Source organism: Pseudarthrobacter sp. NIBRBAC000502772, assembly GCF_006517235.1.
Classification (GTDB): Bacteria; Actinomycetota; Actinomycetes; order Actinomycetales; family Micrococcaceae; genus Arthrobacter.
On sequence record NZ_CP041188.1, the window covers coordinates 2,072,723 to 2,094,542 of the forward strand.

Genomic DNA, 21,820 nt, shown 5'->3' on the forward strand with positions numbered 1-21,820 from the left:
TCCGCAACATGAGGCCGGGAACAGCCGGAAATCCGCGGAAAACCGCGCCAGTTCCGGTACCGTGGCACGTATGGCCACTCGTACCACTCCCGTGCCCCGAGGCACCGCTGGCGGCAAATCCAGCGCCAAATCCGGCAGCCCGGCGGGCCGCGGTGCAGGCGCCACAGCGTCCAGCCGCACCGGCGGCCGGGCTGGCTCTTCGGCCGGCACCGCACGCACGCGCCAGCTTCCCGCCGTCGAACAGCGGCAGCCCTGGCTCCTGCGTATTGTCGGCGGCGCCTGGCTGGCCGTGGGCCATCTGGTCGGCGGCGGTGTCCGCAGGATCGGCTCCGACGTCAGCGACCTGCCGGCGGAGGAGCGCCGCGACGGCGCGGCCCTGTTCAACCTTGCCCTGGGCGTCTTCATCGCCACCTTCGCCTGGTGGGGAATGACCGGCTGGTTCCCCGACGCTGTCTACGGCGTGGTCAACGGCACCTTCGGCTGGATGTCACTGCTATTGCCGCTGATGCTTTTTGTGTGTGCCTTCCGGCTCTTCCGGCAGCCCGACGACGGCCGCGGAAACAACCGGGTGGGGATCGGTTTCCTCATCATGACGTTTGCGGGCTGCGGCCTTGCCCACGTGGTGGGAGGGCAGCCCACCGTTGCCGAAGGCTTCGACGGCCTCCGGCAGGCCGGCGGTATGCTCGGCTTCCTGGCCGCCTCACCCCTTGGGGCCATCCATGCGGCGGTGCCCGTGGTGGTCTACGGCCTGCTGGCCTTCATCTCGCTGCTCATCATTACCGCCACCCCCTTCGGGGCCATTCCACGCCGCCTGCGGGGTGCCTATGAGCATCTGATGGGCCTGGACCTGCAGGAACCCGGCGACGACGGGGACAGCCACGACCGCAGCTACCTCGAGGAATCGAAGGCAACCCCGGCGCCGCGGAAGAAGAAGCGGCGTTTCTTCGGCAAGGACGACGAGTCCGACGCCGGGCTGGAAGGTTATGTGGGCGACGAAGCCTTCGAGCACGCCGTTATCGACGACGAGGCCGACGCAAAATCCGGCAGTGGATCGCGCCCCGCTCCCGGTGTGCGCCGCCCCACGAAGGCGGAGATCGCCGTCGAGAAAATCAAAGCCGCCCAGGGCCTCGGCACTGCAGGGAGGGCTCCGGCAGAGGACAACGCCACCGAGGCCATCCCGCTGGTCACACCCGGGATGGTGGCCGCCGGCTCACTCAACGCTGCATCCGCCGCCGTTGCGCAGGTGCCGGCCAAGCCCGTCACACCCATGCCCCTGCCCGCGCCCATTCCGCAGCGGACCGAGCAACTCTCACTGGCGGGCGACGTCACCTACACCCTGCCGCCGTCGGACGTTCTGACCCCGGGCTCCATTCCAAAAGAGCGCACGGAGGCCAACGACGCGATCGTCGCTTCCCTGACCGAGACCCTCAACCAGTTCAACGTGGAAGCACAGGTCACCGGCTTCAGCCGCGGGCCCACCGTCACGCGGTACGAGATTGAGCTGTCCCCGGGCACGAAGGTGGAGCGCGTCACCGCCCTGTCCAAGAACATCTCCTACGCAGTGGCTTCCAGCGACGTCCGGATCCTCAGCCCCATCCCGGGCAAGTCCGCCATTGGTATCGAGATCCCCAATACGGACCGCGAAACCGTCTCCCTCGGTGACGTCCTCCGCAGCCAGAACGCCCGCCGGACCGACCACCCCATGGTGATGGGCGTCGGCAAGGACGTCGAAGGCGGTTATGTCGTGGCGAATCTCGCCAAGATGCCCCACCTGCTCGTCGCAGGTGCCACCGGCGCCGGCAAGTCCTCGTTCGTGAACTCCATGATCACCTCGATCCTCATGCGGGCAACCCCGGACGAGGTCCGCATGGTCATGGTGGATCCCAAACGTGTGGAACTGACCGCCTACGAAGGCGTCCCGCACCTCATCACGCCCATCATCACCAACCCGAAGAAGGCCGCCGAGGCCCTGCAGTGGGTGGTCCGCGAAATGGATGCGCGGTACGACGACCTCGCCAACTACGGGTTCAAGCACATCGATGACTTCAACAAGGCGGTCCGCGCCGGCAAGGTCCAGCCGCCCGTGGACTCCAAGCGCGTCATCCGGCCCTACCCGTACCTGCTGGTGATTGTTGACGAGCTCGCCGACCTGATGATGGTGGCCCCGCGCGACGTCGAAGACTCCATCGTCCGCATCACCCAGCTGGCCCGTGCCGCCGGCATCCACCTGGTCCTGGCCACCCAGCGGCCCTCCGTGGACGTCGTCACCGGCCTGATCAAGGCCAACGTGCCTTCCCGGATGGCCTTCGCCACGTCCTCCGTCACGGACTCCCGCGTGGTCCTTGACCAGCCCGGGGCCGAAAAACTCATCGGCCAGGGCGATGCGCTGTTCCTGCCGATGGGTGCCTCCAAGGCCATGCGTGTCCAGGGCGCCTGGGTCACGGAGTCTGAAATCCACAAGGTCGTGGAACACGTCAAGGGCCAGCTCAAAGTCGACTACCGCCACGATGTCGCCCCCGAAGCGCCAAAAAAGCAGATCGACGACGACATCGGGGACGACCTCGAAGTGCTGCTTTCGGCCACCGAACTGGTGGTCACCACACAGTTCGGATCGACGTCAATGCTCCAGCGCAAGCTCCGGGTGGGCTTCGCCAAGGCCGGACGGCTAATGGACCTCCTGGAGTCCAGGGGAGTGGTCGGCCCCTCCGAAGGGTCCAAGGCACGCGACGTCCTGGTGAAGCCGGACGACCTCGCGTCGGTGCTGGCAGCCATGAAGGGCCAGGACGCGCCGGCCATTGCTGATTCACAGACGGCAGCGCTCAGCGACAACGCCAACGCGAACATTGCCCAGGGCGGTTATGCGGAGGACCTCGTGCAGGCGGACCTGGACCAGCGCAGCCAGAAGGTTGAGTACTTCGACGGCGCCGACGCCACCTCGGGCGACGACGAGGACGGTTCCGAAGACGCTTGGTCGCTCACCGGACGGTAGCCTAGGAGTGTGACTAGCACCGAAGCAAATGCCGCCGGCTCCAGCAGCCCAGGAATCTGGAATCTTCCCAACATCCTGACCATGCTGCGCATCGCGCTGGTGCCGTTCTTCGTCTGGTTCCTCCTCGCCGACGCCCCCGGGCTGGACAGCGAGTCCGGGCCGTGGCGCTGGGCCGCGGTGGCGGCGTTCGCCGTCGCGATCTACACCGACAAGCTCGACGGCGACATCGCCAGGAGCCGCGGCCTCGTCACCAATTTCGGCAAAATCGCCGACCCCATCGCCGACAAGCTCCTCATCGGCTCAGCCCTGGTGATGCTGTCCATCCTGAATGAACTGCCGTGGTGGGTCACCATCGTCATCCTCGTCAGGGAATGGGGCATCACCGCCCTTCGTTTCTTTGTCATCCGGTACGGTGTCATCCCGGCCTCGCGCGGGGGCAAGCTCAAGACTGTCGTTCAGACAGCAGCGATCTTCCTGTATCTCCTGCCCCTTGGCGCGCTGGCGCCGTGGCTTGTCTGGGTGGCTTTCGCCGTCATGATCGTGGCCGTCCTGATCACGGTATGGACCGGCGTCGAATACGTCATTGAAGCCCTGCGCATCCGGTCACAGGGCAAACGGGCCGGAAAAACTACAGCTGGCAACTAGGGAGCCGATGTGACCAACCTTCACCACCTGGCGGAACAGACAGTCAAAATGGCCCTGGAAACGGGCCGCACCGTCGCGACCGCGGAGTCGCTCACTGCGGGAATGGTCAGCGCCGTCCTCGCCGACACAGCCGGAGCCTCAGGCATGCTCCAAGGCGGTGTGGTGGCCTACCAGAACTCCGTCAAAGTGGACGTCCTGGGTGTTCCGGCAGAGCTGCTGGCCGCCGCCGGATCCGTTGACGGTGCTGTCGCAGCGGCCATGGCGGCCGGGGCCAGGACCGCGCTAGGCGCCGACCTCGGCGTCGCCACCACAGGGGTAGCCGGCCCGGATGGACATGACGGCAAAGCGGTGGGGACGGTGTTCATCGGGATTGCCACAGCGGCCGGTGCGTCCTACCTCGAGTACGGCTTCACGGGTAACCGGGCAGAGATCCGCGGACAGGCTTGCGGTGCCGCGTTGGAAAGCCTGATCGCGGCCCTATCTTCCTGAAGCTACCGGGCGTAAAGTTGCCGGGAACAAATCCCGGCGTCCATTAGTTATTACATTGTGTCGCTTCCGGATAGCGGAGGCGCCTAGGATGAATAAACCACCACGGTTCGCTCCACGGCGGACCGCACTTATGAGGGAGCAAGGCGATACAGATGGTAAAGCAGCCCGTATCCATAAACGGCGTTGTCCGCTGGAAGGATGTGGGCCTCGCCGATCAGGCCAAGAGCGAACAGAAGGAGCGCAAGATGGTTGTACTTCGTCACGAAATCGGTGATGTCCTGCGCGATGTACGCCAGCGCCAGGGACGCACGCTCCGCGAAGTTTCGCACAGTGCCCGTGTTTCCTTGGGCTACCTCAGCGAAGTAGAGCGCGGCCAGAAGGAAGCTTCATCAGAGCTCCTCTCCTCAATCTGCTCAGCCCTGGACGTGCCGCTGTCCAGCATGCTCAGGGAAGTCAGCGACCGTGTCGCCGTCGCCGAGGGCGTAGCCGTTCCGGACACCGTTCCCCAGGAATTCTCACAGCGCTACGGCCGCGACCTTGATCGTGATCTGAACGCTGAACTCAACAACGAACTGTCCAAGGGCCTGCTTTCCGGCGCACGGTAAGCCGTCCGCAGGAGCCAGACAGGAAGTGCAACAAAGCCTCCGGCCATTGGCCGGAGGCTTTGTTGCGTGTGCTGGCTATTTTGCCGTGTCGCCGGCGGACGGGTCCTTCGCGAAACCGTCGAGTTCAAAGAGGGAGTTGAGCTTTGCCATGTATTCGGCGAGGGTCTGCAGTTCCCCGACCGGCCACTCACCGAGCCGCTCACGGAAATCCTGGCGGCGCGCATCCTGGACCTGATGCATTTTTTCCTCGCCCTTTTCGGTGAGGCGGATCGACTGCGCCCTTCCGTCCAGGGGGTCAGCTTCCTTGAACACCAGCCCGATGCTTTCCAGGAAAGCGATCTGGCGGCTGACGGATGGCTTGCCCACTCCGATGTTCAGGGCAAGGTCTGTCAACCGGATGGGTCCCTCGCGCCGGATGACCGAAAGCAGGCCATAGGCTGCCGGTTCCATGTCCGGGTGCACCTGCCGCGAGAGCTGATGGGACACCGACCGGGCGCGCCGCCAAAAGAGACTGATTTGGTGTTCCACGGTGTTCAGTGCCTCATCGACGGTGTCCTTGTCGGTACCTGTCCCCGCAGGGGACGTTGCCGGAAGGCCGGTTTCGGGAAGGCCTGTCGCAGGAGGGCCGTCGGCAGTGTTGCTCATGGCAACAATTCTAGGGTCCGGGACCGTGAGAGACTCTATTGGTGCGGATCAGTGACTATTGGCGGCTTATGGACGACGAATTCGGGGCTGGCTACTCCCGGGTCTTGAGCAGCACCCTGGTCCTGGCCGGGGCCGGCGGGCGAACCGCCGACCAGGCCCTCGCGGCCGGAATGAGCCCGCGGCAGGTGTGGCTGGCCATCTGCGATGTCCAGGATGTGCCGCCGGAGCGGCGCCTGGGACGCGACGTCAAACCCCTGCGCGACTGACGCCGCCACCAACCGGACAGCGTTCCCCAGGCTCACTTGCGCCCTTTCTGCGCTGACACGCCGCCGGATCTGTTCGAATACCTGTTCGGGTAAAGCTATGCTTTTCGTAGTGGGTTATCCACATAGGCGATGTCATCCGGCCAGAATGTCAGCGGGTGCCATTAGCGTCAGAGATGACCAAGAAATGGCCGCTGAGGCCACTCCAAAGCGAGAAAGCATTAGAGGTGTGAACCATGGCGGCAGCCCCGGATCGTCAAAAGGCGCTCGACGCAGCGCTGGCACAGATTGACAAGCAGTTCGGCAAGGGCTCGGTCATGCGGCTGGGCGATGAAGTCCGTGCCCCCATTGAAGTCATCCCCACCGGATCCATCGCGTTGGACGTGGCCTTGGGAATTGGCGGCCTGCCCCGCGGCCGCGTTGTGGAGATCTACGGCCCGGAATCTTCGGGTAAGACCACCGTGGCACTGCACGCCGTTGCCAGCGCGCAGCGCCTCGGCGGCATTGCCGCCTTCATCGATGCCGAGCACGCCCTCGACCCCGAATACGCCGCCAGACTGGGCGTGGATACGGACGCCCTCCTGGTCTCGCAGCCTGACACAGGCGAGCAGGCCCTGGAAATCATGGACATGCTTATCGGCTCCGGCTCGCTGGACGTCATCGTCATCGACTCCGTTGCTGCCCTCGTGCCGCGCGCGGAAATCGAGGGCGACATGGGCGACAGCCACGTGGGTCTGCAGGCCCGCCTCATGAGCCAAGCGCTGCGTAAGATCACCGGCCGCCTGAGCCAGACCAAAACCACTGCCATCTTCATCAACCAGCTCCGTGAAAAGATCGGCGTGTTCTTCGGCTCCCCGGAGACCACCACCGGCGGTAAGGCCCTGAAGTTCTACGCGTCCATCCGCATCGACGTCCGTCGGATCCAGACGCTCAAGGAAGGTGCCGACTCCGTCGGTAACCGCACCAAGGCCAAGATCGTCAAGAACAAGATGGCCCCGCCCTTCAAGATCGCCGAATTCGACATCATCTATGGCCAGGGCATTTCCCGCGAGGGCGGCATCATCGACATGGGCGTTGAGCACGGCATCATCAAGAAGTCGGGCTCGTGGTTCACGTACGACGGCGACCAACTGGGCCAGGGCATGGAGAACTCCCGCAGGTTCCTGCGCGACAACCCCGAGCTGGCGACCGAACTGGAGCGCCTGATCAAGGAGAAGCTTGGTGTCGGGGTAGTCAAGCCCGCCGAAGCCGATGTCAAAGACACGCCGAAGCTGAAGGCTGTTGACGGCTTCTAGGGACACCGCCGACGTGACGGCCGGGCAGAGCGCCGGATGGCGTGCGGCCGGGCAGGACACCGGATCGGGGCGACGGCAGCGGAGACAGGGCGGACGCCCTGGCTTCGGGCCGGACGGGCCCGGTCCGGATGCTGCCCTCACCGGAGACGCCGACGCAAACCCAGACGCAGAACCGGATCCAGCGTCCGTGGCGCGGGCCATCGTGCTCCGGCAGTTGACCAGTTCGGCCAAAAGCCGGCTGCAGCTGGCTAGGAAACTGGCCGAGCGGAACATTCCGGAGGATGTGGCGGAAGCCGTCCTGGACCGCTTCCAGGAGGTCCGCCTCATTGACGACGCCGAGTTCGCCGACATGTGGGTGCGCAGCCGGTCGCAGTCTCGGAAGCTCGCCAAAGGGGCCCTCCGGCGCGAACTGGCGGACAAAGGAATTGACGCGGACACCGCTGCCGCCGCACTGGAACAGCTTTCCGACGCGGACGAGGAAGTGTCGGCCCGGCTCCTGGTGGAACGGAAGCTCCGGGCAGGCACGGATTTGTCGGACCGCGCCGAGCGGGACAAGATCACGCGGCGGCTGGCGTCAATGCTTGCCCGCAAGGGCTATCAGCCGTCGCAGGCGTTCCGGATCGTCGGCGAGGTGCTCGACGCACATGCGGAGACCCAGACAGACGCACCGGACAACCTGCCGGATCTGTAGGCCCGGGGAAGCGGCGCTCCCGCCCCTACGGCAACCTGAGCGATCCCGCAACCTGGGCGATCCTGCAACCGTAGCGACCCGGTACCCTTAACAGGTGAGTTTGACCATTCCTTCCCCCGCATCCGGTACCGCCCCGTCAGCCGACCCAGCCCTCCAGCAGCCCCGTACCTATCAGGTGCGCACGTTCGGCTGCCAGATGAACGTGCATGATTCGGAGCGGATGGCCGGCATGCTCGAGGCCGCGGGCTACGTACCGGCCAGCGGCGAGCAGGCCGACGTCGTGGTGTTCAACACCTGCGCGGTCCGCGAAAACGCGGACAACAAGCTCTACGGCAACCTGGGCATGCTGGCGCCCGTCAAGGCCGCCAACCCGGGGATGCAGATCGCCGTGGGAGGCTGCCTGGCCCAGAAGGACCGCGAGACCATCCTGAAAAAGGCTCCCTGGGTGGATGCTGTCTTCGGCACCCACAACGTCGGAGCCCTCCCGGCACTGTTGGACCGGGCCCGGCACAATAACGAAGCCCAGCTGGAGATCCTCGAATCCCTGGACGTCTTCCCCTCCACGCTGCCCACCAAGCGTGACTCGGTCTATTCCGGCTGGGTTTCCATCTCGGTCGGCTGCAACAACACCTGCACGTTCTGCATTGTCCCGGCCCTGCGCGGGAAGGAAAAGGACCGCCGCCCGGGCGACATCCTGGCTGAAATCCAGGCCCTGGTGGATGACGGCGCCATCGAAGTCACCCTCCTGGGTCAGAACGTGAACTCTTACGGTGTGGAGTTCGGCGACCGGCAGGCGTTCTCCAAACTCCTGCGCGCGTGCGGTGAAATCAATGGCCTGGAACGGGTCCGCTTCACCAGCCCCCACCCCGCCGCCTTCACCGACGACGTCATAGACGCCATGGCCGAAACCCCCAACGTGATGCCGCAGCTGCACATGCCGCTGCAGTCCGGGTCCGACAAAGTCCTGAAGGACATGAAACGGTCCTACCGCTCCACCAAGTTCTTAGGCATCCTGGACAAGGTCCGCGAGAAGATCCCGCACGCCGCCATCTCCACTGACATCATTGTCGGCTTCCCCGGCGAAACCGAGGAAGACTTCCAGGCCACCCTTGACGTTGTGGAGCAGTCGCGGTTCGCCACCGCGTTCACCTTCCAGTACTCGAAGCGTCCGGGTACTCCCGCCGCAGACCTGCCGGACCAGCTTCCCAAGGCCGTGGTCCAGGAGCGGTTTGAACGCCTGACTGCACTGCAGGACAGGATCGCTGCCGAGGAAAACGCCACGCAGCTTGGCCGCCGGGTAGAGGTGATGGTCACCGCCCACTCAGGGCGCAAGTCCGAAGAAACCCACAGGTTGTCGGGCCGGTCCCAGGACCAGCGGCTGGTGCATTTCTCCGTTCCCGAGGGGGCAGAGGTACCGCGTCCGGGGGACCTGGTCACAGTCACCATCACCGAAGCCGCAGCCTTCCACCTCGTGGCCGACCCGTCGTTGCAGGACTACAGCCTGCGGCGTTCCCGCGCGGGGGACGCCTGGGACAGGTCCCAGGCAGATTCGTGCGGCGCTCCCGTGCCGGCTGCCGCAGGCGGCGCCGGACGCACCGGAGTCTCGCTGGGGATGCCCACGCTGCCGGTACGGAGCCGCTGACCGGTGGTCCAGCCTCCGGTGATTGCTGTTGTTGGTCCCACAGGGTCAGGTAAGTCCGATCTGGCCGTGAACCTTGCCCTGGAGCTGGACGGCGAGGTCATCAATGCCGACGCCATGCAGTTCTATCGCGGGATGGACATAGGCACCGCCAAGATCACGCCAGCAGAGCGCAAGGGCGTTCCCCACCACCTTCTGGACATCCTGGACGTCACGGAGGAGGCCAGCGTTTCAGACTTCCAGCAGCAGGCCCGGAGCATCGTCAGCGATATCCACGCGCGCGGCAAGCGAGCCATTCTGGCGGGCGGTTCGGGTCTCTATGTGCGGGCCGCCCTCGACGTCCTCGAATTCCCCGGCACGGATCCTGTCCTCCGGCAGCGGCTCGAGGCTGAGCTCGATGAAGCCGGCCAGGATGCCCTCCTGGCACGGCTCCGGGAGGTGGACCCGGTGTCCGCGGGCCGTGTCTCCGATGCGCGCCGGATCATCAGGGCGCTCGAAGTCCATGAGCTCACCGGCCGGCCCTTCAGTTCCTTTATGCCCCAGCGGGAGTATTTCCAGCCTGCCGTCCAGATCGGCCTGGCCGTGGACCGCGACGTCCTCCGTGAACGGCTGGCACTGCGGGTCCACAACATGGTGGACCAGGGGCTGCTGGGGGAAGTGCGCCGGCTGGACACGGCCGGTCTCCGCGGCGGCAAAACTGCGCCGCGGGCCCTCGGCTATGCCCAGTTCCTGAAAGTGCTCGATGGCGGTTCAACAGTTGCCGAGGCAGCCGAGGACACCATTGTGGCCACCCGGCAGTTCGCCAGGCGCCAGCTCACGTGGTTCCGCGCCGATCCCCGCATCACCTGGCTGGACTGGCAGGCGCCGGACCTTACGGCCCAGGCCGTGGCTCTCAGCCGGTAATCTAGGACCATGGACGCAACTCCCGCAGAGACCACAGAGCCCGTCTTCCACACCTTGGGCGGACTCCGCTTCTCCAAGGGACACGGCACCGGCAACGACTTTGTGATGGTCGCCGACCCCGACGGCGTCCACACCATCGACGCCGGCCAGGTAGCCGCGCTCTGCGACCGTCACCGCGGGATCGGCGGCGACGGACTGATCCGGGCCGTCCCGTCCCGGTACCTCTCCGAAGGCCGCGAGCTGCTGCTGAGCAGCCCCGAGGCCGAATGGTTCATGGACTACCGCAACGGCGACGGGTCGCTCTCGGAAATGTGCGGCAACGGGGTCCGCGTATTTGTGCACTTCCTGCGTGCCGAGGGCTTGGTTGACCTGCCCGACGGCGGCGCGCTTACCATCGGGACGCGCGGCGGCGTCAAGACCGTGGTCCGGACAGGGGACAGCTATGCGGTGGATATGGGGGCGTGGGAATTCATTTTCCCCGGCGACGCGACGGCGAAAGCCATGGACTCGCTGGTAACCGCAGACGGGCTGGAAGTGCCCCGCCCGGCCCTGTCGGTGAGCATGGGCAACCCGCACACCGTGGTGGCACTGGCTGAACTGTCCGAATTGGAAGCCACCAGGCTCTACACTGCTCCGAAGGTCGATCCGGTGCCGGCCAATGGAACCAACGTTGAATTTGTCGTGCCTGCCGAACCGCTGGTCCACAACGGGATCGGCACCATCACCATGCGCGTCCATGAGCGGGGTGTGGGCGAGACCCAGTCGTGCGGAACGGGCGCGTGCGCCGCCGCAGTGGCCATCCGGCACTGGGCAGGGGCGGAAGCGCCGGACTCCTGGCAGGTCAACGTGCCGGGTGGCGTCGTCGGCGTTAAGTTCTTCTCCGGGGCCGGCGGGCACGAGCACGTCGAGCTCAGCGGGCCTGCCGTAATTGTGGCTACTGGGACGCTTTCCTGACCCGAATGATCCGGAAGGACTTGGACGTGGACTCCCGGCTCACGGCGAAGGATGCATCCAGTTCCGTCGCGAGCCAGCGCTGAAGCGAATCCGAGCCCAGGTTCTTTTGGACCACCAGCCACGCGGAGCCGCCCGACGCGAGCCGGGGCAGCCACAGCTTCAGGAGGCTGTGGAGTTCATCCTTGCCGATCCGGATGGGCGGATTAGACCAGATCGTGTCAAAGCGCAGGTCCGGGTCCACCGCGTCCGGCGTGCTGGCCAGCACGTTGCCCAGGCCCAGCAGGGCCGCATTCTCCTTGGTCAGCGTGATGCAGCGTTCATTGACGTCCACGGCGTAGACCTTGGCGTGTGGCGCCCGCAATGCGAGGGTCAGGGCAATGGGCCCCCAGCCGCAGCCGATGTCAAGGAGGTTGCCTGTGGGGTCCGGGGCCGGGACCTCGGCCAGGAGCACCGCCGTCCCCTTGTCGATGCCGTCGGGGCTGAAGATGCCGCCGGACGTCTGCAGCGTGCGCGTCTCGCCGGCCAGTTCCACGGTGAGCGGCTTGCGGGTGAACGGCCCGGCGGGCGATGCGCTGAAATAGTGTGCGGACTCCATAACTGGCCAGATTAGTTGGCCGGGGTGGACAATGCGAAACCGCGGGCACCGCTTCTGCTAATCTTGGACCCATGTTCTTGATCTTCGAGTAGCCGGCACGGCCGGTGTCCCTCCCGGACGCCGCCTGTTCCGAAGCCGTGCCCCGCAGCGATGCAGGTATTAACCTTCCGCAAGTGCGCCACATGCCAGGTCTTCCGTGTCTGGTATGCCGCCGGGCAATACTCGAGCGATCTGCCGCCGCCGGTCCTTGCTGTTTGCCCGCGCTTCCACCACTCCACGCATCCCCGAATGCGAAGACTCCCTGCGCTGTCCGGTCCCGGCCGGCGCGCAGCAGACCAGGAGGCCCGGATGACTGCAAGTCAGCCCAGCGCGAATACTTCACCACTGAACAACGATCGGCACTATTCTGAAAATGCCGAAACTTCAAAGGAGACCATGACCAGCCAGCCCAACACCGGTTCAGATCCAGCAGCCCAGGACATGAGTCCCGAGGAGATCCAAGCTGTCATCGACCGGATTCTCGCCAAGGACGTACCGGCCAGGAACGTCACCGCCGCAGACGGTGACAAGGGCGTGTTCGGCAGGGCCCAGGCGATCTCCCGCTTGGACGACGAACACACCAGCTACGACGGCGACCAGCAGGACCGGGAGGAACGCCGGGCACTGAAGCGCGTGGCCGGGCTGTCCACCGAACTCGAAGACGTCACCGAGGTCGAATACCGGCAACTGCGGCTCGAACGAGTGGTCCTTGCCGGGCTATGGTCCGAAGGCACTTTGGCGGACGCGGAGAATTCCCTGCGTGAGCTCGCCGCCCTCGCCGAAACAGCAGGCTCGGAAGTCCTGGACGGGATGGTGCAGCGCCGTGCCAAACCGGACCCGGGCACGTTCCTGGGTTCCGGAAAGGCCCTCGAGCTCAAGGAAATCGTGATGGCCACCGGGGCTGACACCGTTGTGGTGGATGCCGAACTGGCACCGTCACAGAGGCGTAGCCTCGAGGACATCGTCAAGGTCAAAGTCATTGACCGCACGGCCCTGATCCTGGACATCTTTGCCCAGCACGCCAAGAGCCGTGAAGGCAAAGCCCAGGTGGAACTGGCGCAGCTCGAATACCTCCTGCCGCGCCTGCGTGGCTGGGGTGAATCGATGTCCCGCCAGGCTGGTGGCCAGGTGGGCGGCGCGGGCGCCGGCATGGGTTCGCGCGGACCGGGTGAAACAAAAATCGAACTGGACCGCCGCCGGATCCGGACCCGCATGGCCAAGCTGCGGCGTGAGATCGCGGCAATGAAGCCGGCACGGGAGACCAAGCGGGCCAACCGCCGTCGTAATTCAGTGCCTTCCGTTGCGATTGCCGGGTACACCAACGCCGGGAAGTCATCGCTGCTGAACAGGCTGACCGACGCCGGCGTGCTGGTGGAGAACGCGCTCTTCGCCACCCTGGATCCCACAGTGCGAAAGGCCGAAACCTCCGATGGCCTCGGCTACACCCTCGCGGACACCGTGGGGTTTGTCCGGTCGTTGCCCACGCAGTTGGTGGAAGCCTTCCGCTCCACGTTGGAGGAAGTGGCTGACGCGGATCTGATCCTGCACGTGGTGGACGTGTCCCACCCGGACCCGGAGGGCCAGATTGCTGCAGTCCGCAAGGTCTTCAGCGAAGTGGATGCCCGCAAGGTGCCGGAGATCATTGTCCTGAACAAGGCCGATGCCGCTGATCCGTTTGTGGTGGAGCGCCTCAAGCAGCGCGAGCCGCGCCACGTGGTGGTCTCGGCCCGCACCGGGCAGGGGATCGCCGAACTGCTGCGGGCCATCAGTGACGGGATTCCGCGGCCCGGCGTGAAGCTGGAGCTCCTGATTCCCTACGACCGCGGTGACCTGATCAGCAAACTGCACGAGACCGATGCCGAGATCCTGAGCCTGGATCACGGCGAGCACGGTACCCGCGCCTTGGTGATGGTGCGCGAGGGCCTTGCGGCTGAACTGGAATCCTTCATCAACCATGACTGAGGTTGCGGCGGGGGAAGTCAAAGGTACGGCTGGCGAGGAATTCGTGATCGAACTGCTCGACCGCGCCGTGGCCGGCATGGGCGGTCAAAGCCGCAGCGGGCAGCACGAAATGGCCAGGCAGGTGGCCAAGGCCATCGAAACCGGCGACCACCTCCTGGTTCAGGCCGGAACGGGGACCGGGAAGTCCCTGGCCTACCTGATTCCGCTCATTGCGCACTCGCTCGTGAGCAACAAACCCACCCTGGTGTCAACGGCCACGCTTGCGCTGCAGACCCAGATTGTGGGCCGCGACCTTCCCCGGCTGCTGAAGACCATCACCCCTGCCCTGGACCGCCCTGTCAAGGTGGCCCTGGTCAAGGGCCGCTCCAACTATGTGTGCCAGCACAAGCTCGAAGGCGGGTTCCCCTCCGAGGAACCCGCCGAGGGCCAGCTGTTCTCCCTCGGCGAAGACACCAGCGTCCCGCATTTCGCCGCTGCCTTGGGCGGGCCGTCGTCCCAACTCGGCAAGGAAGTGGTGCGACTGCGCGAGTGGGCGGAGAAGACCACCACGGGCGACCGTGATGAACTGCTTCCCGGAGTAACAGACCGGGCCTGGCGGCAGGTTTCAGTGACGTCCATGGAATGCCTTGGGGCCCAGAAATGCCCCATGGCAGCCGAATGCTTCAGCGAACTGGCGCGCCACGCCGCCGCCGAGGCCGACGTTGTGGTCACCAACCATGCCATGCTCGCCGTCAGCGCCTTTGAAGGCCTGGCAGTTCTTCCCGAGTACGACGTTGTGGTGGTGGACGAGGCCCACGAACTGCAGGACCGGGTCACCGGTGCGGTGTCGGGGCAACTCTCCGTGGCAATGATCCACGCTGCGGCGTCGGGCGCAAGGAAACACACGGCCATCACCGTGGATGCCCTCAACGCAGCTGCCGCCAACCTGGAACTCGCCCTGGACGGCGTGCCCAACGGGCTGCTCCCGAATGGCCTCAACGACGAACAGCTGGATTGTGTGGACCAGTTGCGTGAGGCCTGCCGTGCTGCACTGTCCGATTCCAAGGGGGACGGCAGCCAAACGGCCGACGGCGGGCGGCAGCTCGCGCGCTCACGCCTGATGCTGATCCTCGAACTGTGCGAGCGGCTGATCGTGGCCCGTGAAAACCGCGAAGTGGTGTGGTTTTCCCGCGCAAGTTCCTTCGATCCGCAACAGGGCTATGCGCAGCCCGACGAGTCTGCGCCGGTCCTGGTCAACATCGCGCCGCTTAGCGTTGCCGGCAAGCTCCGCGAAGGGCTGTTCGCCGGCCACACGGTTGTCCTGACGTCGGCAACCCTGGCCATCGGCTCAGCCTTTGAACCGACCGCCGGCGGCTTGGGACTGGTGGGGGAGGGCGCGCCCAGCTGGAGCGGGATCGATGTCGGATCGCCCTTTGACTATCCCAAACAGGGGATCCTCTATGTCGCAGGGCACCTCCCCAAGCCAGGCCGCGGGGCGTCGCCGGAGGCCCTCGATGAACTGGAGGCGCTGATCCGCGCGTCCGGCGGCGGCGCCCTGTGTCTGTTTTCGTCCCGCCGAGCCGCCGAGGAGGCCGCTGAAGCGATGCGTCCCCGGCTTGGCCTCAGCATTCTCTGCCAGGGCGACTCCACCATGACGGCCCTCGTGAAGCAGTTCGCGGACGAGCCCGATACGTGCCTGTTCGGCACCATGTCCCTGTGGCAGGGTGTTGATGTTCCCGGTGGATCATGCCGGCTGGTGGTGATCGACCGCATTCCGTTCCCACGGCCGGATGACCCGCTGATGACCGCACGATCCCGCGCCGTTGCGCAGGCCGGCGGAAACGGCTTTATGGCGGTATCGGCGACCCACGCGGCCATCCGCCTGGCCCAGGGCGCGGGCAGGCTGATCCGTTCCACCGGAGACAAAGGCGTGGTGGCCGTGCTTGATTCCCGGCTTGCTACAGAACGCTACGCCGGATTCCTGCGCGCCGCTCTGCCGCCATTCTGGCCCACCACGGACCGCAAAACAGCGTTCGCCGCCCTGGAAAGGCTGGCCGGGAAGGGCGCCTGACTGCGCGCAGTCCTATAGCGACCGGAGGACCGAGACGACCTTGCCCATGATGGTGGCGTGATCGCCCAGGATGGGCTCGTACTGGGTGTTCTGCGGCAACAGCCACGTGTGGCCGTCGCGCTGGCGGAAGGTCTTGACGGTGGCTTCGTCGTCCAGCAGGGCCGCGACAATATCGCCGTTGGAGGCGTCTGCCTGCCGTCGGACCACTACCCAGTCGCCGTCGCAGATGGCAGCATCCACCATGGAGTCGCCGGCCACACGCAGCATAAAGAGCTCGCCCTGGCCCACGAGCTGCCGGGGCAGGGGCATCACATCTTCCACCACCTGGTCAGCAAGGATGGGCCCGCCGGCCGCGATCCGGCCCACCAACGGCACCATCGCGGTGTCCATGGCAGAGGGAAGTTCGGTGACCGTCCCGCCGATGCCGTGCAGGAGTGAGGGCTTGGTTGTCCCGTTCGACTTAGTGGACCCGCCGTCAAGCGTCAACGGCATCAGGACTTCCATGGCGCGCGGACGCTTGGGGTCCCGGCGCAAGTATCCCAGCTTCTCCAGCTGTGAGAGCTGGTGGGTCACGCTCGACAAACTCGCCAGGCCCACGGTGTCACCGATTTCACGCATCGACGGCGGATAGCCATTGTCATTCACCGAGCGCTGGATGGTTTCAAGGATCTTCTTTTGGCGGGCGGTGAGCCCCTTGGGGGTTCGTGGGGGCTGGCGGCGCTGCGGTGTCGCCTTGCCCTCGGCGGCTGGTGCTGCCATGTTCGCCAATGCCTTTCGGTTGCCCGGCTCCGCTCCGGCCGCTGGTGCCTGGAACGCCCCGGGGCTGGTGTCGGAGTTGATTGTCAGACCCTGCTGATCAACTACAGAGGTGGTTGTTCTTTGATCCAAACGTAGGCCAGCCACAGGGCTTTTTCAAACATTTGTTCTAGCGAGTCTCGACAATATTCGTTGATAAGTGCTAAAAATGAAGAAGCAAAGTTCGAACATGTGTTCTACTCGTTGCTTGCGGATTCGAATATTCGAATTTATGGACGGCCCAGGCCGGCACCGGCAAGTGGACGCGGAGGGCGCGCCGGGCAGCACAGTATGGTCCAGGAGGGCTCATTTCATGTCAGCTATATCTGCTTCGCAGGACTCGCGTCCGCAGTTCATTTCCGTGCAGGACCTCACCTCGCGGCAGTGGTCCGCACCCGTTCCGACGTCGGGAGCGGCGCCAAGGCAGCGCATGGAACCGTTGCCGCCGCTGCGCCTGACGCGCAGGGGCCGGATTGTGCTCATCGGCATCCCGCTCGTGATTCTTGCCGCAATCCTGCTTTCCCTGGCAGGTTTCCTCAACGCCCCGGCAAAAGCCGCCGATTCTGCCGCCGACCTGTCGCTAACGCCAACAGTCTCGGTCACGGTGCAGGCCGGCCAGTCACTCTGGGCCATCGCCAGTACCGTTGCGCCCGAGCGTGATCCCCGTGATGTCATCGCGGATATTGCCCAGTTGAACAACCTTTCCGCCGGCGGCGTTGTCCCCGGACAGCAGCTCTTCGTCCCCACCAGGTAAAGAGCCTGCGGGCTCGGGCGTGTGCCGCCGCAGGCCGTCACATTTTCCGGCCGTCTGCTTCGGACCTAAACTGTTCAGGTGAATGACCAGCTAGAGCGTCTGAACAGACTTCCCCTCCGGACCAACCTCCGCGGGCTGACCCCGTACGGTGCCCCGCAGCTGGATGTACCTATCCTGCTGAACGTCAACGAAAACACCCATGGCGTCCCGGCGGACGTCCGGGCCGCGATCAGCGTGGCCGTGACGGAAGCCGCGGCGGGCCTCAACCGCTACCCGGACCGTGAGTTCACCGAACTCCGGGAAGCGCTGGCCGAGTATCTCGGCCACGGTCTTGATGCCACCAACATCTGGGCGGCCAACGGGTCCAACGAGGTCCTCCAGCAGATTCTCCAGGCTTTCGGCGGACCCGGGCGGACGGCCCTGGGTTTCCCGCCCACGTACTCGATGTATCCGCTCCTGGCCAGCGGCACGGACACCGGGTACATCGTCGGGCAGCGGGCCGACGATTACGGGCTCAGTGCCGAGTCGGCCGCGTTGCAGGTCAAAGAGCTTCAGCCCAACATCGTTTTCCTCTGCTCGCCGAACAATCCCACCGGCACGGGGCTGGGCCTGGACGTTGTGGAGGCCGTGTACGAGGCCGGCGAGGCCGGCCAGACGATCGTCATCGTTGACGAGGCCTACCACGAGTTCGCCCACGACGGAACGCCGAGCGCCCTTACGTTGCTGCCCGGCCGGGAGCGCCTCATTGTGTCCCGCACCATGAGCAAGGCGTTCGCCCTCGCGGGCGCCCGCCTGGGCTACATGGCTGCCGCTCCTGAAGTCACGGACGCGCTGCGCCTGGTCCGGCTGCCGTACCACCTTTCGGCCATCACCCAGGCAACAGCCCTCGCCGCCCTGCAGCACCGCACTGCGCTGATGGCCGACGTCGAGGACATCAAGGAACAGCGCGACCGCATCGTTTCGGAACTTACGCGAATGGGACTCAAACCTGCCGCCTCCGATTCGAACTATGTCTTCTTCGGCGGCCTCGACAGCCCGCATGACGTCTGGCAGCGGCTGCTGGACGACGGCGTGCTGATCCGCGACGTCGGCATCCCCGGCCACCTGCGTGTCACGGCGGGAACTGAGACGGAGACCACAGCCTTCCTGACGTCGCTGGAACGCATCCTGGCCAGCCAGGCCAGGCTGCCCGCCTAAACTTGAAGTATCGGCGCCGCCGCGCGCCGGCACATCTCCTTCGCTTTCGCACCACTGACTTCGCCTAAAGGACATATGACCATGAGCTTCACCGGATCGAACGCTGCCGCGCCCCGGACCGCACGCATGGAGCGTGCCACCAGTGAATCGTCAGTGCTCGTGGAGATTAACCTCGACGGCACGGGCGTTTCGGACATCGACACGTCTGTCCCGTTCTACGACCACATGCTGACGGCGCTCTGCAAGCACTCGCTCATTGACATGACGGTCAAAGCCACCGGTGACATCCACATTGACGTCCACCACACGGTGGAGGACGTCGCCATCACGTTCGGTGAAGTCCTGCGCACTGCCTTGGGAAACAAGGCCGGGATCCGCAGGTTCGGCGAGGCCACCGTGCCCCTCGACGAAGCCCTGGCGCACGCCGTCGTCGACGTCTCCGGCCGCCCCTACCTGGTGCACGGCGGAGAACCTGCCGGGCAGGAGTACCACTTGATCGGCGGCCACTTCACGGGGTCATTGACCCGCCACGTGTTTGAGGCCATCACGCTTCATGCCGGCATCTGCCTCCACATGAACGTCATCGCGGGCCGCGACCCGCACCACATTGTGGAAGCGCAGTTCAAGGCCTTCGCCCGCGCCCTGCGTGCTGCGGTCGAGCCCGATCCCCGCGTGGAGGGAATCCCCTCCACCAAGGGTGCCCTGTGAGCGGCCAAATTCTCCGGGACGGCGCCGTCATTGATCCGGCCACCGGCAAGAAGCCTGTGTCGCCCGAAGGCAAGCCCACGGTCACTGTCCTGGATTACGGTTCGGGAAACGTCCGGTCCGCCGTGCGCGCCCTGGAGCGGGCAGGAGCCGAGGTCATCCTCAGCTCCAAGCCGGAGGACGTGCTTAATGCCGACGGCTTGGTAGTACCCGGGGTCGGCGCGTTCGAGACTGTGATGCGCGAGCTCAAGGCCGTGGACGGCATCCGGCTGATCGGCCGGCGCGTGGCCGGGGGCAGGCCGGTCCTGGCAATCTGCGTGGGCCTGCAGGTCCTGTTCGAGGCCGGGGTGGAGCACGGGACAGAAGCTGAAGGCATGGGGGAGTGGCCGGGCAAGGTGGAACTCCTTCCCGCCGAAGTGGTGCCACACATGGGCTGGAACACTGTTGACGTCCCGGAAGGATCCAAACTCTTCGCCGGCGTCGCGGACCAGCGCTTCTACTTCGTTCACTCCTATGGGGTCCAGGACTGGAACTTCGACGTGATCCAGCCGCGGATGACTGCGCCCCTGGTGACCTGGTCAGAGCATGGCGCGCGCTTTATTGCCGCAGTGGAGAACGGACCGCTCTGCGCTACCCAGTTCCACCCGGAAAAATCCGGCGACGCCGGCGCACGGCTGCTGCGCAACTGGGTGGACGGCCTTCGCAAGCCAGCTGCCACGGACGCCGCCTAGATGTGGTCGATTGTCCTGATGGGCCTGGCTGGCCTGTTGGTGGGCGGCGCACTGTCCTTCAGGCAGCAGCACAAACCGCTCTGGACCCAGGTGGGCTTCTACGTCCTGGCCGGGATGGCGCTGCTGGCCGCCTACCTCCTGACGCTTCCTGGAACCTAGCCCACACATTCAACAGTTCCGCTTCCACGAGCAACCCAACACCCAAGAGGATTTGAGATGACCACCGCAACCGATCTGCCGGTTCTTGAACTGCTGCCCGCCGTCGACGTCGTAAACGGACAGGCCGTGCGGCTGGTCCAGGGGAGGCTGGTAGCGAGACGAGCTACGGCACACCGCTGGAGGCAGCCCTCAACTGGCAGGAGCAGGGCGCCGAATGGGTGCACCTGGTGGACCTTGACGCCGCGTTCGGCCGGGGGTCGAACGCCGAGCTGCTCCGTGAAGTGGTGGGCCGGCTCGACATCAAGGTGGAGCTCTCCGGCGGACTCCGGGACGACGAATCCCTCGAGGCGGCGCTGGCCCTTGGCGTGGCCCGCGTTAACCTCGGCACGGCGGCGCTGGAGAACCCCGAGTGGACCCGCAGTGCCATCGACCGCTTTGGCGACAGGATCGCCGTCGGCCTCGACGTCCGCGGAACCACGCTGGCAGGCCGCGGCTGGACCAAAGAAGGCGGGGACCTCTGGGAGGTCCTGGGCCGGCTCGAAGAAGCCGGGTGCTCCCGGTACGTTGTCACTGACGTTACGAAAGACGGCACATTGCAGGGCCCCAACGTTGAACTCCTGCGCAAGATGGTGGAGAAGACCGGCAAGCCGGTGGTCGCGTCCGGCGGCATCTCCAGCCTGGACGACTTGAAAGTGCTGCGCTCCCTGGTGCCGCTGGGCGTGGAAGGCGCGATTGTTGGCAAGGCGCTGTACGCCGGTGCCTTCACGCTCCCCGAAGCCCTCGACGTCGCCGGCCGCCGCTAGGCAGTTTCCGTGGACAGCACGCACAACGCCGATCCGGCAGCGGAATCGCCGCCGCCGCGCCATCTGCCCGGACACATTGCGGCGGCTTTGGCGGGCGCGGGCGGCCGTACTGACTCGGCCGGCCGGCCGTGGGAAGGCCGGAGCCTCGCCGGGGACGACAGCAGGATCCATAACTTCAAGGACGACGACGGAACGGCCGACACCGGCTACCTCGCCGCCGTCTCGGCCCTGGTTGACAGCAATGGCGACGAAGCGGCTGTGGTGGCCTCGCTGGCCACCGCCCGCGTCTTCATCCCGATCATCGCCCAGCTCGGCGAGGAAGCGGCCGGCGTCGACGGCCTGACGTCGGACAAGCAGGCGGACATGGCGCTGGTCACCCTGAAGGCCGCCGACGGCCGGACGGCCATGCCGGCCTTTACCTCGGCCGAGGCCTTGGCTGCCTGGCATCCAGAAGCCCGGCCGGTGGCGGTATACGCCGCCCGGGCTGCCCTCTCGGCCGTGGCCGAGGGGGCCGAGTTACTGGTGCTCGATCCAGGCTCTGAGCTCACGTTCGTGGTCCGGCGGCCCGCCGTCTGGGCGCTGGCCCAGCAACGGGTGTGGATCCCTTCCTACACAGATGCGGCGTTGGCAGCCGAGATGGCGGAGGCAACGGCCGCCTTCCCTGTGGTGCGCAAGCTTGCCCTCCTCCCGGGTTCCGGCGTCGCCGTCCTCACCGGTAGGGGTGCCCGGCTCTCCGGGGGCGGTGCCGGGCCGGAACTTCAGGTGCTGCTCCACCTTGAGGATGGGTTGGACGCTCCGGCAGTCCAGGAGCTGGTGTCCGGCCTCCAACAGGCATGGTCCCGGAATGTATTGTTTGGAGAGCGTGTTGACTCGATCGAAATCAAGTTGCGGCGCGCAGCACAATAGCTGACG

Annotated in this window: 21 protein-coding genes and 1 pseudogene; 19 read left to right on the plus strand and 3 right to left on the minus strand. The window is 65.7% G+C overall.

Going from position 1 to position 21,820, the window contains the following annotated elements; genetic code table 11:
* The first annotated feature begins 70 nt into the window (after positions 1-70).
* The 4 genes from NIBR502772_RS09655 (at position 71) to NIBR502772_RS09670 (ending at position 4,728) form a co-directional block, all read left to right on the plus strand.
* Positions 71-2,989, plus strand: coding sequence for a DNA translocase FtsK (locus tag NIBR502772_RS09655; RefSeq protein WP_141140024.1), 2,919 nt, complete (start codon positions 71-73; stop codon positions 2,987-2,989).
* Between the two features lie 9 nt (positions 2,990-2,998).
* Complete coding sequence (gene pgsA / locus NIBR502772_RS09660; RefSeq protein ID WP_141140025.1) at positions 2,999-3,634, plus strand: CDP-diacylglycerol--glycerol-3-phosphate 3-phosphatidyltransferase; 636 nt, start codon at positions 2,999-3,001, stop codon at positions 3,632-3,634.
* A 9-nt stretch (positions 3,635-3,643) separates the two neighbouring features.
* Complete coding sequence (locus NIBR502772_RS09665) at positions 3,644-4,123, plus strand: CinA family protein (RefSeq protein ID WP_141140026.1); 480 nt, start codon at positions 3,644-3,646, stop codon at positions 4,121-4,123.
* A 152-nt stretch (positions 4,124-4,275) separates the two neighbouring features.
* Positions 4,276-4,728: a helix-turn-helix domain-containing protein gene (locus NIBR502772_RS09670; RefSeq protein ID WP_056342905.1), complete on the plus strand. Its 453-nt coding sequence runs from the start codon at positions 4,276-4,278 to the stop codon at positions 4,726-4,728.
* A 75-nt stretch (positions 4,729-4,803) separates the two neighbouring features.
* Here NIBR502772_RS09670 and NIBR502772_RS09675 read toward each other — a convergent pair whose 3' ends face one another.
* Complete coding sequence (locus tag NIBR502772_RS09675; protein WP_104063364.1) at positions 4,804-5,373, minus strand: MarR family winged helix-turn-helix transcriptional regulator; 570 nt, start codon at positions 5,371-5,373, stop codon at positions 4,804-4,806.
* A 41-nt stretch (positions 5,374-5,414) separates the two neighbouring features.
* On the opposite strand from NIBR502772_RS09675, the gene NIBR502772_RS09680 reads away from it, so the two are divergent.
* The 6 genes from NIBR502772_RS09680 to dapF all read left to right on the plus strand — a co-directional run bounded on the left by NIBR502772_RS09680 (position 5,415) and on the right by dapF (position 11,118).
* A complete protein-coding gene (locus NIBR502772_RS09680) occupies positions 5,415-5,639 on the plus strand; it encodes a DUF3046 domain-containing protein (RefSeq protein ID WP_056343046.1) in 225 nt (74 codons plus the stop codon).
* Between the two features lie 233 nt (positions 5,640-5,872).
* The gene (recA, locus tag NIBR502772_RS09685; protein WP_141140027.1) at positions 5,873-6,931 is read left to right on the plus strand and encodes a recombinase RecA; all 1,059 of its coding nucleotides are present in this window, start codon (positions 5,873-5,875) and stop codon (positions 6,929-6,931) included.
* 187 nt (positions 6,932-7,118) lie between these two features.
* Positions 7,119-7,622 carry a regulatory protein RecX gene (locus NIBR502772_RS09690; RefSeq protein ID WP_141142018.1) on the plus strand — a complete coding sequence of 168 codons (504 nt, stop codon included), beginning with the start codon at positions 7,119-7,121 and terminating at the stop codon, positions 7,620-7,622.
* A gap of 94 nt (positions 7,623-7,716) precedes the next feature.
* The gene (miaB, locus tag NIBR502772_RS09695; protein ID WP_141140028.1) at positions 7,717-9,264 is read left to right on the plus strand and encodes a tRNA (N6-isopentenyl adenosine(37)-C2)-methylthiotransferase MiaB; all 1,548 of its coding nucleotides are present in this window, start codon (positions 7,717-7,719) and stop codon (positions 9,262-9,264) included.
* Positions 9,265-9,267: 3 nt separating this feature from the next.
* Positions 9,268-10,164 carry a tRNA (adenosine(37)-N6)-dimethylallyltransferase MiaA gene (gene miaA, locus NIBR502772_RS09700; RefSeq protein ID WP_141140029.1) on the plus strand — a complete coding sequence of 299 codons (897 nt, stop codon included), beginning with the start codon at positions 9,268-9,270 and terminating at the stop codon, positions 10,162-10,164.
* A 9-nt stretch (positions 10,165-10,173) separates the two neighbouring features.
* Positions 10,174-11,118 carry a diaminopimelate epimerase gene (gene dapF, locus NIBR502772_RS09705; RefSeq protein WP_141140030.1) on the plus strand — a complete coding sequence of 315 codons (945 nt, stop codon included), beginning with the start codon at positions 10,174-10,176 and terminating at the stop codon, positions 11,116-11,118.
* On the opposite strand, the gene NIBR502772_RS09710 is transcribed toward dapF, so the two are convergent.
* On the minus strand, positions 11,099-11,713 hold the full coding sequence (locus tag NIBR502772_RS09710; RefSeq protein WP_141140031.1) for a class I SAM-dependent methyltransferase: 615 nt from the start codon (positions 11,711-11,713) through the stop codon (positions 11,099-11,101). The genes dapF and NIBR502772_RS09710 overlap by 20 nt on opposite strands.
* Before the next feature lie 435 nt (positions 11,714-12,148).
* On the opposite strand from NIBR502772_RS09710, the gene hflX reads away from it, so the two are divergent.
* Together hflX and NIBR502772_RS09720 are read left to right on the plus strand one after the other, a co-directional pair.
* Positions 12,149-13,714 carry a GTPase HflX gene (gene hflX / locus NIBR502772_RS09715; RefSeq protein ID WP_141140032.1) on the plus strand — a complete coding sequence of 522 codons (1,566 nt, stop codon included), beginning with the start codon at positions 12,149-12,151 and terminating at the stop codon, positions 13,712-13,714.
* Positions 13,707-15,764 (plus strand): ATP-dependent DNA helicase, encoded by a 2,058-nt coding sequence (locus NIBR502772_RS09720; RefSeq protein ID WP_141140033.1) that lies wholly within the window; start codon positions 13,707-13,709, stop codon positions 15,762-15,764. The genes hflX and NIBR502772_RS09720 overlap by 8 nt, the downstream gene beginning before the upstream one ends.
* Positions 15,765-15,776: 12 nt before the next feature.
* Here NIBR502772_RS09720 and lexA read toward each other — a convergent pair whose 3' ends face one another.
* Positions 15,777-16,523, minus strand: a complete 747-nt coding sequence (gene lexA, locus NIBR502772_RS09725; RefSeq protein ID WP_104063372.1) for a transcriptional repressor LexA — start codon at positions 16,521-16,523, stop codon at positions 15,777-15,779.
* Positions 16,524-16,989: 466 nt separating this feature from the next.
* Here lexA and NIBR502772_RS09730 point away from each other — a divergent pair, with 466 nt between their 5' ends.
* The 7 genes and pseudogenes from NIBR502772_RS09730 (at position 16,990) to NIBR502772_RS09755 (ending at position 21,814) form a co-directional block, all read left to right on the plus strand.
* A complete protein-coding gene (locus tag NIBR502772_RS09730; protein WP_246848791.1) occupies positions 16,990-17,313 on the plus strand; it encodes a LysM peptidoglycan-binding domain-containing protein in 324 nt (107 codons plus the stop codon).
* A 78-nt stretch (positions 17,314-17,391) separates the two neighbouring features.
* The gene (locus NIBR502772_RS09735; RefSeq protein ID WP_141140035.1) at positions 17,392-18,510 is read left to right on the plus strand and encodes a histidinol-phosphate transaminase; all 1,119 of its coding nucleotides are present in this window, start codon (positions 17,392-17,394) and stop codon (positions 18,508-18,510) included.
* 81 nt (positions 18,511-18,591) lie between these two features.
* Complete coding sequence (gene hisB / locus NIBR502772_RS09740) at positions 18,592-19,218, plus strand: imidazoleglycerol-phosphate dehydratase HisB (RefSeq protein ID WP_104063411.1); 627 nt, start codon at positions 18,592-18,594, stop codon at positions 19,216-19,218.
* The gene (gene hisH, locus NIBR502772_RS09745) at positions 19,215-19,946 is read left to right on the plus strand and encodes an imidazole glycerol phosphate synthase subunit HisH (RefSeq protein WP_141140036.1); all 732 of its coding nucleotides are present in this window, start codon (positions 19,215-19,217) and stop codon (positions 19,944-19,946) included. The genes hisB and hisH overlap by 4 nt, the downstream gene beginning before the upstream one ends.
* Positions 19,947-20,105: a hypothetical protein gene (locus NIBR502772_RS22390; protein ID WP_167349814.1), complete on the plus strand. Its 159-nt coding sequence runs from the start codon at positions 19,947-19,949 to the stop codon at positions 20,103-20,105.
* Between the two features lie 57 nt (positions 20,106-20,162).
* Positions 20,163-20,908, plus strand: a pseudogene (gene priA, locus NIBR502772_RS09750) (bifunctional 1-(5-phosphoribosyl)-5-((5-phosphoribosylamino)methylideneamino)imidazole-4-carboxamide isomerase/phosphoribosylanthranilate isomerase PriA).
* 9 nt (positions 20,909-20,917) lie between these two features.
* The gene (locus tag NIBR502772_RS09755; protein ID WP_141140037.1) at positions 20,918-21,814 is read left to right on the plus strand and encodes an SseB family protein; all 897 of its coding nucleotides are present in this window, start codon (positions 20,918-20,920) and stop codon (positions 21,812-21,814) included.
* Positions 21,815-21,820 lie beyond the last annotated feature (6 nt).

What these genes read in the sequence shown, in the direction of transcription:
- NIBR502772_RS09655 (WP_141140024.1), top strand. Translation starts at nt 71, where the DNA reads ATGGCCACTCGTACCACTCCCGTGCCCCGAGGCACCGCTGGCGGCAAA.
- NIBR502772_RS09670 (WP_056342905.1), top strand. Translation starts at nt 4,276, where the DNA reads ATGGTAAAGCAGCCCGTATCCATAAACGGCGTTGTCCGCTGGAAGGAT.
- NIBR502772_RS09675 (WP_104063364.1), bottom strand. Translation starts at nt 5,373, where the DNA reads ATGAGCAACACTGCCGACGGCCCTCCTGCGACAGGCCTTCCCGAAACC.
- recA (WP_141140027.1), top strand. Translation starts at nt 5,873, where the DNA reads ATGGCGGCAGCCCCGGATCGTCAAAAGGCGCTCGACGCAGCGCTGGCA.
- dapF (WP_141140030.1), top strand. Translation starts at nt 10,174, where the DNA reads ATGGACGCAACTCCCGCAGAGACCACAGAGCCCGTCTTCCACACCTTG.
- NIBR502772_RS09710 (WP_141140031.1), bottom strand. Translation starts at nt 11,713, where the DNA reads ATGGAGTCCGCACACTATTTCAGCGCATCGCCCGCCGGGCCGTTCACC.
- hflX (WP_141140032.1), top strand. Translation starts at nt 12,149, where the DNA reads ATGACCAGCCAGCCCAACACCGGTTCAGATCCAGCAGCCCAGGACATG.
- NIBR502772_RS09720 (WP_141140033.1), top strand. Translation starts at nt 13,707, where the DNA reads ATGACTGAGGTTGCGGCGGGGGAAGTCAAAGGTACGGCTGGCGAGGAA.
- lexA (WP_104063372.1), bottom strand. Translation starts at nt 16,523, where the DNA reads ATGGCAGCACCAGCCGCCGAGGGCAAGGCGACACCGCAGCGCCGCCAG.
- NIBR502772_RS09730 (WP_246848791.1), top strand. Translation starts at nt 16,990, where the DNA reads ATGGAACCGTTGCCGCCGCTGCGCCTGACGCGCAGGGGCCGGATTGTG.
- hisB (WP_104063411.1), top strand. Translation starts at nt 18,592, where the DNA reads ATGAGCTTCACCGGATCGAACGCTGCCGCGCCCCGGACCGCACGCATG.
- NIBR502772_RS22390 (WP_167349814.1), top strand. Translation starts at nt 19,947, where the DNA reads ATGTGGTCGATTGTCCTGATGGGCCTGGCTGGCCTGTTGGTGGGCGGC.